This window comes from Asticcacaulis sp. (genome assembly GCF_047605585.1).
GTDB lineage: Bacteria > Pseudomonadota > Alphaproteobacteria > Caulobacterales > Caulobacteraceae > Asticcacaulis.
Genome location: NZ_JASGFK010000003.1, coordinates 1 through 13,840, shown reverse-complemented (window position 1 = coordinate 13,840; position 13,840 = coordinate 1). Strand labels below are relative to the sequence as shown.

Here is a 13,840-nt window from a genome sequence, read left to right as displayed (position 1 = left end):
ATGTTTCTTCGCATCCTGGACGCCGTATGCAAACTGACGGTTGCCGCAATTCGCGATCCAATTTGGTTCTTAACCCATCTCGTCGTCTCGCCTATCGCAATCGTTCGCCACATCATTGGATCATTTGTTGTGACCCTCTTGTGCGGCATTGTCCTGTCTTTGTTGTATTATCACGGCATCGCACGTTGGCTTCACCTGCCGCTTAGAGGTCCATTTAATATCGCCGTCTCCGTGGCGGTTCTCACGTTCTTGGCGGTAACGTTCATTCGACTTTTATTCGGCCCAATAGTCGCAATGTTTCCTAACTATGGTCCAAGTGATTCACATGGTTCCGCCCGCTTTTCCACCCCACAAGAAATTGCGCCTCTAACCTACCATTCTGAGGGTGTTTTGATTGGGCGTGATCTGAACTCAGGGAAACTATTGCGGTCCACCGCCACGACACATTTGTTGACGATGGCACCTACACGCTCGGGTAAAGGCGTCGGCACGGTCATACCGAATTTGCTCCTCTTGAATCGATCTGTGATCTGCATTGACCCAAAGGGCGAAAATACGCGCGTAACTGGTCGGGCGAGATATGGCTTCGGCGCCGTTCACATCCTCGATCCGTTCGCCATCTCCGGTGATCCAACAGCCTCCTATAACCCATTTGATGGGCTTGATGCCGATAGCATCGATATCGCAGAAGACGCGGCGACTTTGGCCGATGCTTTGGTTTACGATGAACCAGGTACATCAGGCGACGCCCATTGGAATGAAGAAGCAAAGGCGCTGATCACCGGACTAATTATGTTGATTGCGGCCTGTGAGCCACCAGACAAAAGAAACCTGGCACGATTGCGCGATTGCCTGACCTTGGCACCGGACGCCTTTCAAGATCTTCTGCATATTATGCAGGCTTGCGACGACTGTCAGGGATTGATCAGGCGCGCGGCCAACCGTCACTTGGCGAAGTCAGACCGGGAGGCTGCCGGTGTATTGTCGTCGGCGCAACGCCATACGCATTTCCTAGACAGTCCGCGCATGGCGAACGTTTTGTCGAAGTCGGATTTCAGCTTCGCGGATTTAAAGACAAAAACGGCTACAGTCTTCCTGGTACTACCGCCGGATCGAATGAACACCTATTCCCGCTGGTTGCGCCTGATGATTACGCGCAGTCTGATGGAGCTGTCGCGGTCGGTAGCCGGCAAACCGGCTACGCCCGTCCTCTACCTGCTGGACGAGTTTGCAGCGCTTGGCCACCTCGCGCCGATTGAGCGCGCCATGGGTCTGATGGCGGGCTACGGCGTGCAACTCTGGCCCATTCTCCAGGACATTCACCAATTGAAAGCCACTTATGGCAAGTCGGCAGGCTCCTTCATGTCCAATGTCGGCGTGCTTCAGGTCTTCGGCGTAAACGACCAGGACAGCGCCAAACTGATCTCGGACCTTACCGGTCAGATGACCATCGTTTGGGAGAACGTGTCGCGCAACCCGTCAAGTGAAGGCAGCGGTCTGTCATATTCGGAGCAGCATGTCGGCCGGGCCTTGCTGACACCGGACGAGGTCCGGAATATGCACTCAGACCTGCAACTGCTGTTCCTAACGGGCCAGAGACCGATCCTCGCCGGCAAGCTGAGATACTACGATCAACCGGAATTCAGAGGACGGTGCGATCCGCCCTGACGGGGACGGCTAAACACTTGGACAAAGCCACCTTGAGGCTTTCAGGTAGCCAATGGTCGGCTCCAGATCAGATGGAATATGTCCGGATCATGGCTCGCGACCAGGCTGGCGAAGACCGGATTAGTCCAGGTTGGGTCGTCGAATTTGACGGAGAGGTAATCGCGTTCACCGTCCCTGGAGATTCGCTTCCAGCCGGCGCCGAACTCGACCCCGTCAACGAGCAATCGATAGTCGGGGCCACGTTCGGACGGCGACTCAACGGGCTCGATATGGATCTCCGCCTTCAGCGCCAGTGTCCTGAGCATGCCGGTAAAGCCGTCGCCCGAAGCGGTAAAGGTACCTATGATAGCCATAAGAAACATCCTTCTGAATTCGGATCGCGCCTATCGTGACCCCGAGGCTACTCGATCAGGATGCCAGGTTGATCCGCCTGCACCCGCAGGGCCGTAACGCAGTGGAGGACTTCGTTGCGGGCGGGGCGTAACCTGGTATCAAGAGTTGCGTCTTAGGGGTCGGTAGGCGCCATCACGTCGAGGTGGACGGCACGGAGTAGAAGTTGTCTTACCATGAAGCCCGGAATGCCGATCCGTGGAAGTATTGGCGATCAGGTAATATTGCACCATAATCGGAGAAGCAAAACTAAGCGCTGCAAGTCCGTTTTTCGATCAGGTGGGAACTGGGCTAGGCGGTTGGAAACGAAGCCAGCCGCCCCTAAAGCGGAAATCGGCGTCGATATCGCCGATCAACGTCGCGCGGTGGCGGTTTACGGCCATCATAGCCTGGGGCCCCGAAGTTTACGCCGGGTTGGTTTCGGCGGCTGTGGGCCAAACATTTTAATGGCCCTTTCCCCTTCCTTCAGACGCTGCACGATCATGGACTTGCTGAGGTTTTGCCATTCGGCGATCTCGGGTCCGGTCAAACCATCGGCGTGATGCAAAAGCCAGATCTCCCGTACCTTCGGGGTCATGCGCCTTTGAGCCTCAAAGAAATGCGCTACATAGGTCCTGGAGGTCAGGTGCCAAATTGCCTCATCGTCCGGGTAATAATCCGCCGCAAGCAGCAGCGGCGCAAGCATTAGCCGGGCATCCATGGGCGGGTTGCCCTTTTCCGCCGCTTTAACGTCAGAGTCCGGCAGGCACAGGGCATCAGCCAAAGTTTCTGGATACATGGCAAGTTTAATGCGTGCGGCCCCGATGCGCTCGCCGTAGACTTCATTTGCCGCGTGCCGTGCCTCGATTTCGGCGGGCGTACGACCGGGACGCGGCGCCGTTTCATTGCCACTTCGATTCATCGACGCTTGGCGGGTAGCTTTGATGCGCCGGAGGATTTGCGCCCGGCAAATATCCATGATGGCTTGCCATCTATGCCCTATATCTTCGTCAACCGCGTTGGACTGGGCGAGAGCATGGAGTTTAAGCACCTGCCAGTCGGAGAATGCCCCGGTGCAGATTGCCTCGGTCGCGACCCGATATTCTTCCGGATCAAAGCCCGGCAGTTCGCGTTCCTCGCCCGCGTCTGGCGTCTGGCCGGACATTCGGCCGATCAACACATCCTCGATCTGCTTGAAGCGGTCGCCATACACCCAAGCGTCGTCATCCGCCCAATCGTGCACCAAGAAGTACAGATTGATAAGCTCGCCATCCGGCATATCTTGACGAAACAGCCTATCGATGACCGCCAGCTCGCGCTGGCCAAAGCCCGGCGCGGGTGCGTCCACGTCTAGCAGCTCATCTATAAGGCGGATGTCAGTCTTGCGCTTCATCGGTCCCTCCTGAAATTACAGAGACGATGGGGGCGGTGTCGGTTAGGCGGAGCATAAATTCGGTCTGCTGCCACCTGTACGACTTCACAGGCGCCATACGCTTGAGAATTTGCGCCCGGCAAAGGGCGTTTATCGCTTCCCATTTATCGCCAGGCTTCATCGGACGCGCATTATCGAATGAAATCCGATAGGCCATCACCAGATCCGCATGGGACAATTGGCCGCCCATTACGTGTGTGAGCGCCCGGCTCTGCTCGCCCGGATCGAAACCGATGACGGGCGGAACGTTTTCCAATTCTGGTGCCCCTGCACTGAGTCTGGCAAAAAGCAGCGCTTTCACGTCGTCAAGAATTTCTTCGAATACATCATCGTCCGGGCCGCCGCAGGCATCGACAAGCAGATACAGGTCGAGAAGTTTTGTGTCGGACATATCGGGCGAGAACGCTGTCTCGGCAGCGCGAAGCATTTCGCGGGTCGAGTATCCGCTTTCGTCCTGCCATTCGCACTCGAAGTCCGGTTCCATGTCCTCGACAACGATCATACCGGCAATAACGGGGGCAGGCTGAGCGTCTCCTGCCCGTCGAACGACTTCGGCACGGCATTGGGCCGCCACTTTTTCCCATCGGGCCTGCATAGGCTCGGCCTGGTGGAGATAAGCGACTTCCGATGCCTGGATATATAGGGTCAGCAGATCACCGCCCGCCATGTCCGGGATGGCTTTGAGGGCATGACGAAACATTTTCGGTTTCCAGACCGCGTGAATGTCGTGCCAGGCGTTCCCTCCTTCAGCTTGATCAACGCCCATCAAGCGCATGAGCGTCCCGCCCACCTTATCGCGGAAGTGATCCCATTCACCGACCGGCGGTGGAGCGAGGCTGTGTTTTTGACAATCGAACTGATCGGCGAGGAGTAGTAAATCCAGCAGTTGCGCCGGCGACTGCGAATTAGCCAGGATGTGACCGGCGATAGCGAACTGGCCCGTCATGTAGCCTACCGGCAAGGGGTAGATCATCGCGTTCATGGCCGCACCACCCCACCCTTCCGGACCATACCGGATATTGGGTCGGTAAAGAATGGCACCCGCACCTTCAAGGCAATGGGGAGGACCGCAAGCATGTCGGCTCGGAATGGAACATCACCTCGTTCATATTTACGGATGTCGTCTTTTGTGAGGGCCAACTGAGCGGCAAGGCCGGTCTTGGTGAGGCCCAAATGCTTTCGGCGTTGCTTCATCAGCTCGCCAAGGCGGATATCGACCGGATTACGGTCGTTTTTAACAATACAGGCGCCGGCAGTTGGGCGCACTACTCTACGGATACGCATGTCTAACCCCTTCGCTAGTCGAGGTCGCCAAGCGGGCAAACCGCCTGGGAGCTTCGAACCTTTGGTGATCGGGGAGTTAGTAAACCGTAGCTAGACGGTCCCTATGGCCTTTGGACGAGCCTATTGCATACGCCATAGGCTCCCCGACCATGTAGGGTCAAAGGAAGGTGTACCGGAGATGGCCGGCATCTAACCACTAGCTAACAGGCTTACTACGGCCCGGAAGTCGCATGTGGCGGCTTCGCTGGCAACTATATGGCGAAATGGTAAAATGATCTAGCGTAATTGTGCGCCGGAGTTCGGCGATTAGCCCTAATACCATGTCAGCACCAACTCTTACGGCTGGGCGCCATTCAAAAATTAACGAGCGCCAAGTGATTCAACGCTCCGTTTTAAATTCTCATCGACGACCGGCTTTGACCCAAAGGGCAGTGACAACAAAAAGGTCCTCCCAGAATTGATGTCACTAAAAATCAGTTCTGCCTTATATCGGGCGTCCAATTGGCCATCAACTAAAAGGTCGCGAAGCTCTGGCGTTGCGCTCGGCGCGACAAATGCGAAGGCGCCGGTCATTTTCTTACCTGGCACCAAGAGGTAAGGGGAAAGTGTCCAGTACAGATCTGTCGATTGATGTTTCGATGTGCTGAGCACGTCGTTTACATTGAGCTGTCGTTGCCAGCGCCCTTTGCCATCGCCCTTCAGCTCGAAATCTGAGCCTTCGCCCATGATATGGAGCACCCAGGTAAGACGCATCGGCTTTTCGCTTACGTTACTAATACTGATCCGATCAATGCCAAGCATAACGTCGTCTTTATCGTTATCATAGGTAAATCCGGCATAGCCGCTTTCTGGGAACGATATGTAGTCAATGATTAGCCCCTCATCTTTTATAAGCACTGGGGAATGAACCTCAAAAAGTTCGCCGGGGCGAAACATAAGGCGAAGGGGGGGAAGAGATGCTTTGCCGTGATTAATAGCGGTTGCTGACGGAGTCGATTTTGGTTGGTGAGCAGTCTCGTATCGCTCAATAACGACAGCGCCGATAACGAAACAGATCCAGACAATAATCTGAGTTCGGCGCGATAACGACCGTGAATAGGCACTGCCAAATACGACCCAAGTGACGCCCGCCACGGCAATTAAGAGCCAGAGACGTGCAACCCATAGCGTGTTAATGCCAGACGAGGCGAACGATGCGGGTATCATAGCAATAGCTAGCCCGATCGCCCAATTCGCGTAGGTGTTCTTAAGTGCTTTAGCAAGCATGCAGATGTTCTCCAGCAACCGAAACAAAGCGGTAATACCTACCCGAGGAGCCTCTTTGCTCGGGAAAATACCCACCGAACTTTGTACAATTCAAAGACGCTTCCTAAGCGCATGTCCTAAATGAACGCTCGGCGATTTGGCCTTATCGCGAAAATTTTTAATTAACGACCCTTGCTTTACGCAAAATTAATGGCATCATTTCCATTATATCGCAATTGGGATAATTCGCATGACACACGAGTTGAAGTATCTTTTACGCCGCTGCATTACCAAAGAATTCCTCATTGACGTTGAGGATGGCGTTCGCGGTGAAGTATTAAAAGCGCACACAGTTATTCGTGACCACACGGGCCTAGATGCAAGGCGTGGCCGAGTATCAGAGGGGAGGCTGAGATTCCCCATGATGGAACATAGATTCGAAGAGGTTGCCAAGCTTCATGGTTGGCTTCCCCTGGATAATGATGTGCTTCCTGGAACTGACCTCAAGGTCTTTCAGCCATTTGTACGAATGGAGGCTGAAGGGCAAGGCGTCATTTTGGGGCTCGCAACTTTGCCAGAACCGAGGTCACTCCCGTCTAAGAATAAGTCCCGAAAGGCAGCGGTAGTACTGAACTACGATCTGATTCCAAGGCTGGATTTTGAAGGCACCGGCCCCAAAATAGGCGATATTTACGCCATATTGGGGGTGGCAAGAGATCGTGAACGGGCCGGCCAGATCGAGGAAATAGCTATCGGTGTGATCGGCGCGGAATATGACACCTACATACTCTACGAGTCACTTGACAAGTTCCTCTCTGACGAGGAGGACACGACGAGTCCCCATCCAAGCAATCCAACGGACCCAACGCCTACCCCACCAACCCCGGTGGCGCTTAAAAAGAAGGTCATCCCCTTTGTTCCGCCTGAAAAGCGCAATGGTGTGGGAGACAAAACCGGCACTGAGTAAACTTTTAGGACTGATATGCGCGTAGGAACACCAGGCTTTATACCGGAAAGATTGATCGAGGCGCGGCAGGCGCGGCGGATCGGGAGCAAGTCCGAACTCGCCCGCCGGCTGGGCGTCGCTCCTAGCACAATTACGCGCTGGGAAGACGGCTCTAGCGCTCCCGATCCCGATGCCCTCGGTGAACTGTCCCGCTTGTTCAGCCTCCGTCGCGAGTACTTCCTTAGGCCGTCATATTCTCCTTCTAGGCCACTTTTTCATCGGAGCCTATCGAGCACTCTCGTTGGCGATCTGGCATACCAACATTCACAAATGAACTGGCTACACGAGATAAGTGACCTAGTTCAGCACTATGTAGACTTACCTGCTGTTGATGTACCTGATGTGCTAGCGGGAGCCAGTTATAAACAGCTAAGAGATGAAGACCTGGACATCATTGCCGTGGAACTACGCCGGCATTGGCAGTTGGGTGAAGGCCCCTGCCCCGACATGATCGCTCTTCTTGAACGCATAGGCGTCATCGTAAGCACGATTGAGATGGGGACCTCCAAGCTGGACGGCCTTTGCAGTTGGTCCCGGTTAGAGGACAGGCCCCATATTCTGCTAGCCACTGATAAGATGTGCTACCCAAGACGTCAGATGGACGCGGCCCATGAGTTGGCACACGCTATTCTACACCGAAACGTTTCGGAAGATGAACTACGCGACAATCTGAAAGCAATCGAAGCCCAGGCATTTCGGTTAGCAAGCGCTTTCCTCATGCCCTCGACTACTTATCCGTTGGACGTGTTCCGTCCTTCACTTGCAACTTTGCAAACCTTGAAGGAACGCTGGCGTGTATCGATCAAGGCTCAGATACGTCGCTTGGTTTATCTCGATATGATCCCCCCCGAACACGCTCTTCAAATGTATAAGCTTTACTCTGCAAAGGGGTGGAACAGTGAAGAGCCGTTAGACAAACTATGGGCAGTGTCCGAGCCGAGACTGCTGCGCGACTCCCTGCAATTGATTGTGGAGTCTGGCACCCGCACCAAAGAAGATTTGGCGTCGGTCGAATTCACAATGGCTGGCGAAGACATCGAACGGCTCACTTCCCTGCCCTTCGGTTGGTTCACCTCCAAAGCCGGCGAAGTGGTGCAATTGAAGCCACAGTTAAGGGATCGTGCCACCGGTACGGACGGTGTAGTTGTTCCGTTTAGGAGGAACTCTTAACTCACTCGCGATCGTATGATCAATTGCGGGAAAAATTTGCGTTCCCACGTATCGAATGTCAGTGCACAAGACCGGCGTCTTTCAAAGAGGCCAAAGCAATCGCAATAATCCGGTCCTCGAACAAACGGATTTTGCGCTCGGCAGACTCTGCTCCTCCTGGCCAAGCCTCAAGTGTCGACTTGATGCCCGCCACACTCGGCTCCGCCCCCATTTCGTGGACTAGCCAATCCACCGTGGACAAGAGTTCCATACCTAATGGAGACTCGAAACCGTCGATCAGAGCTGAAGTTGCCTCCATTGCCGGCAATGTGTTCTTGCCCTCCGTCTTGAGGTACAATGCGACGACCTCGCGCTTCGCTTCATCAAAACCGATAGGATCGAATGGCCCCGCGTCAGATAATCGCTTATCACAATGCAAATAGCTTCCATCAAGGCCATCCAGCATATGACGCAATTTCTCGGAATACGGACCGAACTTGTTGGCCGAGAAATTGAACTCGAAGCCAGTTATATTCAGCTTTGCGTTAAACCGATCCAGAAAATAGCCAAGTTTCTGAACTTCAAGCAGCGAGCATTGAATTCCTAAGATGGAATATCGTCTAATTAGCTCGGCGATCGAAGCACGTGCTGGCGTCAGGTTCTCGACGCCCGCCCTCTTTGCGACATTTTGATACTTCTTCGTTGGTTCATAGATCACAATCTGGACATCCTCCAGATCGCTTAGCTTTTCTATCATCAATTTGCGAACATGAGGCCACTCTAAACCGCCATTACCAGCTCCCAAAGGGGGCAAGGCAATCGATCTAATGTTGTTCTCGGTGATGACCACCTTCAGATCGTCAAGCCCCTGGGCCACCCACTCCATCTTAGATGGGAAACGCCAATGAGCCTTCGTCGGAAAATTGACAATCCACCTCGGCCCGATAAACGAGTCTCTGTGGGTTACGAACATCTTGCCGACATGCAGCACTTTATCTCGGCAGGCGGCTTCATACTGCTTGAAATTGTCCGGATACGCTTCCTTAAACATCAGAGCGACACCCTTGCCCATTACCCCCACCGTATTGACGGTATTCACAAGGGCCTCGGCATCCGAATCTAGGAGGTTTCCTTCGGTAAATTTAATCATCATAGGAACCAACTCGGCTGAGCAATAATATTTTTGGCCACGCTTTGTGCAGCGGGCATTCCTCGAATCGCATCGCGTGTATGTTTGTCATAACATACAATGCCAACCAATGCGCTTATCGGAACATGTTTGTGTATGAGCGCTTCCGCTTGGTATTTTTCGAACTTGTCCACGTCGTCTTTTTTGAAGTCGCGCGCCTGTAACACTTTCCAAATGATCCAATCTAGATTCTTCAAGTCGTTCGAGAATTGCGCGGTCTTGAGATAGGCATGCCGATCGGTGAAAACAAAAGGAAGCCCAATTTTTGCCAACCTATGCAGGGAGGACACCAGGATAATGATATCACCAACCGGCTTCTGTGGAACGCCATGCCCCGTTTTGATATTGTACAGCATCGGCGTATAGGGCGTGAAATAGAACGGCACGTAGTCACTTAACGTGCCGCCAGGCTCACATGGCACCTCACGCTGAGTCCGCTTCTGGATAAGTTCGAGGTTTCCGATCTCCACGTACTTGGATTGCCCCACCATTGTAGTGCGGCAGTGACAGCCCGATTGTAGGACTTCACCAATATTGTCCTTATGGACAATTCTAAAGATAAGCGCCTTTTCGGGAGTGAGTAGATCTGCTGACATGGTAAGACACTAACTGCTTGATAAGCCGCCGACAAGTCAGCTAGGCTCTGCACTTCTTTCGATTCCGGTGGCACGTAAAGGCGTAATGCTAACGCTTTCGGTGTTCGAGTGGCAAACCCGAACCATTTCTAGTCTGCCGGGTTATGCGTGCCCCCCATTGATGGCGCAAATTTAAAGACTGTTTGTAGTCTGAAGGTGAGTTTAAAGAGTTTTATAATGGGCAATAGCCGCTTCAATCCTTTTTAGTAAAGGATCGAAGCCAGCCCAAGAAATCGTCCCAGCATGTGCCGGGACTACCTTCTTTGCAAAGGGCACCTTGCCTATATGCTTGGTCTCATCGAATGTTTTCTTATTTAGATGAAGCACTTTACCACCAAGGGGGATGCTAAGGGTGGTGTTATCGAACATATTTTCTATAGCAGACTGTCCGCCGACACCAATTTCTGGCGTCTTAACGACATATAGATTATCTGTCAGATGGTAGAAGTCATCTGTAGTGGTTATGCTGATTATCTTGCCATACCCATTTTCTATAGCTTTTGAAAATTCACTAAGCCCAGCATCATTGTCGAGAAGAATAATAACGGGATGGGCAAGTGGCTTGTGGCCGTATTTCTTGAGGCGGCTTCCATAAGAATTGACTAGCGTCTTTAATTGGTCGCTACCACCCGCAACGCGCAAAATCTTATTGGCGGCATTTTCGTAGCTGAAGAATCCAATACCGTATTTGAATTCTTTTCCAGATAGCTTTCCTAGCAAGGGGTGGCTAACAGCTAGGCGTTGAATTGCGTTCCTTAGATAGATTGTATCTGTAGGCCCTTCCGGCACAATGAGGGGCCGATCAAGTGCTATGAAATAATCATAGAACCAGAAATCTTCGTGCAATTTTTGACCGAAGAAGAAGTCTTTACGCTTATTGGCTGGCTTTATGGGGCTCTTGTTTTTGACGTGGTAAATGTGACCGAGAATCCCTCTTAGGATTTTCCGGTTGTCGATTGGCTTTGGCTCCTCCCCTTCAATAATTGACGATGGCAGATAAAAACTACCGGTTTTGAAGAGAGAGTGGCACATCGTCCGTGCACCACGCCAGTAGCTTTGGGAGATGTTCACCTTCTCATTGACAGTAAGACCCGTCACCATCTGGCGCGAGGCCTTGGCTTGCATTCGCGTCTTATCGTGATTGATATTGAACCCCGCCCCTGCAATTCGAGAAACAAGTTGTTCCGCAAGTAGCCACGGGTCTTCCGGCGAGGCTCCTCCCGTGGCTAAACCCGGAGGAAAGGTCTTCGCATTGGTCGAGAACGTTAAATCGTCAGCGTAGCGTGAGTAAGTTGCTCCATTTTGTTTCGCTAGTTTTGCCAAACGCACATCTAATATATGAGTAATCAAGTCTGCGATTACTGGGGAGCATGGGCTCCCCTGCGGCAAAGCCCCTTGAAAGCAAGCAATCTGCGCAATGATCGTCGCGCATTCCGGGCTTAGCTCAAACTCTCCATTTTTGATGAAAAATCCGCGTACACGGCCAAAATTAAAGGTCGGAAAATAGTCGGCAATGTCCAGGTTGAGGACAAATCTGCGGTTTTTGTGCTGATGAGCATTTGAGATGATGGACAAACCTCTGCGAAAACCATGGGAAAGGGGTTTACGAGGCTTCTCCGCATTAATCTCATCCCTACAATCTGCCAGTAGCTGGGCGAGTTCATGCTGATAGATTTTCAGTTTCCCAATCGGTGCGTGAATTGTTCGATCGCCGCCGCTCTTTTTGGGTATCGAAAATGTCTTATACTTTGACGCCTCAGGCTTCTTGTAGAGCGTGTGAATTAAGGTGCTCGTCGGCGTATCCAGCAGTGCAGCAAAATCAATTAGAGTCGTGGCAGCCTTTAGAGCCTTAAGTTTTGACAATACGTTCCCCCCGAAATGAACGGCTTACAGGCACTCCTATTCCCAACGGCCCGTTAATCCGAGCAGTCCATAGCGTCTCATGTGGTGTCGAGACGTTCTTTCATATGCCGCGCATACGCGACAACAAATCTACCTGTAAGCCTATTTGATAAGCTAGCATCAGTTATCTAGGGGCGTCTACTGCCACATTGCCACCTTCGCGAGTTTTTTTGCTCCCAAATCTGAGAGCGGAATATGGGCACATCATTGTCCAATTCAGTGCAGCGTGACGCAGCTACAATAGAAAGTTGAAATATGGATACGATGCTTCAGTCTCGTGCTCTGCGACGGCTACCGTTCAATTAACTTGATTGATTTGCGCCGAACCAATTACCGAAGCAGAATATCACACGATAAAATGGGCCGTTCGGCCATGTTTGCCTGATCGGCGTTCGCCTGGCAAAGCCAGACCGGTACCGGTCTGGCAGGTTTCGCGCGGCGCCGGTGCCGGCGCTTCAGATCGCGCTCCACTCATCGGAGTGCAGGTCGGCCTGCGCCTCACCTTTGCGCCGTGGGCGGCGGCGATTAATAGCGGAGGTATCGAGGGTGTTCTTGATGTGAGCGGCGTAGTATTTCTCGATCATCTCGACGGATGTGCGGCAGTTTTTGGCGATCTGGTAAATGTCAGCGCCTTCCATCAGACGCAGACAGATATAGGTATGGCGGAGACTGTAGGCCGTTCGTAACTGACCATCGCGGTCCCCCTTCAGGCCGTTGCGCTCAAGCAGCTTATTGAACAGTTTGATATGGTTGCCAGGGAAGACGGCGTCCTTCGGCTGCGGATAAGAAACGGCCGGCATGACGATGTCGCCCCCTGCCCGCTTTTGCCGGGCGGTGTGCTTGATCTTAGGTTCCGGCTTAGCTCTCGCCAATAGCCGCTCATAAACCACCACAGCGCCCGGCATCGACTTGCAGTAGCCAACACCGGTCTTGCCCCGCACCTCGATCTCAAGGATACGTTGGCCCGTGTCCTGGTCTTTCACAATGCTGATGTCGCGATGCTGCAGGTTCTTCGCCTCGTCGGGCCGCAAGCCCGTATTCCCCATGAACAGCACGAAGTCATGCACCTGCTCAGCGTTCCAACGGTGGCGGCCGTGAACGGTCTTCGCGTACTCGCGCGTTGCCATGTACAGCGCCTTATACTCGGCAGGGCTAAACCACGGCCGGTGACTGATCTTGCCGCGCGTGCCGTAGGGTGGAGACAGGTCCGGCAGATGGCTCAACCAGCCGTGCCGCTGCGCGGTCTTCAACACCTGACGCAGGGTGACGATTTCATCATGGATAGTGGAACGGGAGGGCGGCTTTGCCGCCCTTTCCTCTTCACCATCAGCCCTGGCCCTCGGCTTACGTCCCGCCTGCCCGGCGCGACACACCCGGTAGGCCTGCGCCTGCCCCGCCGTCACCTCTGAGATGCCCATGGAGCCGAAGAACGGCCGCAAGTGCAACCGGAGGCGATGCTTGTGCCCTTCGACCCAGCGCGGGCTACGCAAGCCTTCTGTGATGGTCTCGTATTCCAGTTCGAACTGATCGGCGACCTTGTTGAAGGTGATCTCCTTCTTCTTGATCAGGCCGTAGCGCGACTTGCCGCGCAGATCGAGATACCAGTCCTCGGCGGCCACCTTGGCCAACTCAAGGTCTTCTTCCTTCGTGCTCGATCGATGCTGCACGCCGTTGACGCTGGCAGAGCAATGCCAGATCCGGTTTGTGCGGCGATAGAGCTGGACCTTGCCAGCCAGAATCTCATGTCGTGCCATCGTCTGCCCCTAGCAAAAACGAGTACAAGACGATGTTACCACCCTTGCGGTAAAATACCTAATCGTGTGCTAGGCCGGTGCTAGACGATTTGGGGCTCAGAACGCAGAAAAGCCTCCCGGAGGAGGCCTTTAGTGCATTGTATTCTCTATAATTTTGGTTGCGGGGGCCAGATTTGAACTGACGACCTTCAGGTTATGAGCCTGACG

The 13,840-nt window shown here is 53.3% G+C and carries 12 protein-coding genes and 1 pseudogene; 4 read left to right on the top strand and 9 right to left on the bottom strand.

Annotated elements, in window-relative coordinates:
• On the top strand, positions 1-1,668 hold the full coding sequence (locus QM647_RS09320; RefSeq protein ID WP_414995239.1) for a type IV secretory system conjugative DNA transfer family protein: 1,668 nt from the start codon (positions 1-3) through the stop codon (positions 1,666-1,668).
• Between the two features lie 41 nt (positions 1,669-1,709).
• On the opposite strand, the gene QM647_RS09315 is transcribed toward QM647_RS09320, so the two are convergent.
• The 5 genes from QM647_RS09315 to QM647_RS09295 all read right to left on the bottom strand — a co-directional run bounded on the left by QM647_RS09315 (position 1,710) and on the right by QM647_RS09295 (position 6,019).
• Positions 1,710-2,021, bottom strand: coding sequence for a DUF736 domain-containing protein (locus tag QM647_RS09315; protein WP_414995238.1), 312 nt, complete (start codon positions 2,019-2,021; stop codon positions 1,710-1,712).
• Positions 2,022-2,440: 419 nt separating this feature from the next.
• Entirely contained in the window at positions 2,441-3,430 is a 990-nt protein-coding gene (locus QM647_RS09310; protein WP_414995237.1) for a hypothetical protein, read from the bottom strand.
• Positions 3,414-4,451 carry a hypothetical protein gene (locus tag QM647_RS09305; protein WP_414995236.1) on the bottom strand — a complete coding sequence of 346 codons (1,038 nt, stop codon included), beginning with the start codon at positions 4,449-4,451 and terminating at the stop codon, positions 3,414-3,416. The genes QM647_RS09310 and QM647_RS09305 overlap by 17 nt, the downstream gene beginning before the upstream one ends.
• Positions 4,448-4,753, bottom strand: a complete 306-nt coding sequence (locus QM647_RS09300; protein ID WP_414995235.1) for a helix-turn-helix domain-containing protein — start codon at positions 4,751-4,753, stop codon at positions 4,448-4,450. The genes QM647_RS09305 and QM647_RS09300 overlap by 4 nt, the downstream gene beginning before the upstream one ends.
• 360 nt (positions 4,754-5,113) lie before the next feature.
• Positions 5,114-6,019, bottom strand: a complete 906-nt coding sequence (locus QM647_RS09295) for a hypothetical protein (RefSeq protein ID WP_414995234.1) — start codon at positions 6,017-6,019, stop codon at positions 5,114-5,116.
• Between the two features lie 229 nt (positions 6,020-6,248).
• Here QM647_RS09295 and QM647_RS09290 point away from each other — a divergent pair, with 229 nt between their 5' ends.
• From QM647_RS09290 to QM647_RS09280, 3 genes and pseudogenes are all read left to right on the top strand, one after another.
• On the top strand, positions 6,249-6,965 hold the full coding sequence (locus tag QM647_RS09290) for a hypothetical protein (protein WP_414995233.1): 717 nt from the start codon (positions 6,249-6,251) through the stop codon (positions 6,963-6,965).
• A gap of 15 nt (positions 6,966-6,980) precedes the next feature.
• Positions 6,981-7,169, top strand: a pseudogene (locus QM647_RS09285) (helix-turn-helix domain-containing protein); the annotation flags it as partial.
• 105 nt (positions 7,170-7,274) lie between these two features.
• Positions 7,275-8,174, top strand: a complete 900-nt coding sequence (locus QM647_RS09280) for an ImmA/IrrE family metallo-endopeptidase (protein ID WP_414995727.1) — start codon at positions 7,275-7,277, stop codon at positions 8,172-8,174.
• A 58-nt stretch (positions 8,175-8,232) separates the two neighbouring features.
• Here the strand turns inward: QM647_RS09280 and QM647_RS09275 are convergent, their stop codons facing one another.
• The 4 genes from QM647_RS09275 to QM647_RS09260 form a co-directional block, all read right to left on the bottom strand.
• Positions 8,233-9,306 (bottom strand): macro domain-containing protein, encoded by a 1,074-nt coding sequence (locus QM647_RS09275; protein WP_414995232.1) that lies wholly within the window; start codon positions 9,304-9,306, stop codon positions 8,233-8,235.
• A complete protein-coding gene (locus QM647_RS09270) occupies positions 9,303-9,938 on the bottom strand; it encodes a DUF4433 domain-containing protein (RefSeq protein ID WP_414995231.1) in 636 nt (211 codons plus the stop codon). Before QM647_RS09270 ends, QM647_RS09275 begins: the two co-directional genes overlap by 4 nt.
• Positions 9,939-10,139: 201 nt before the next feature.
• Positions 10,140-11,840, bottom strand: a complete 1,701-nt coding sequence (locus QM647_RS09265) for a retron Ec67 family RNA-directed DNA polymerase/endonuclease (protein ID WP_414995230.1) — start codon at positions 11,838-11,840, stop codon at positions 10,140-10,142.
• A gap of 494 nt (positions 11,841-12,334) precedes the next feature.
• Positions 12,335-13,633, bottom strand: a complete 1,299-nt coding sequence (locus QM647_RS09260) for a tyrosine-type recombinase/integrase (protein ID WP_414995229.1) — start codon at positions 13,631-13,633, stop codon at positions 12,335-12,337.
• Positions 13,634-13,840 lie beyond the last annotated feature (207 nt).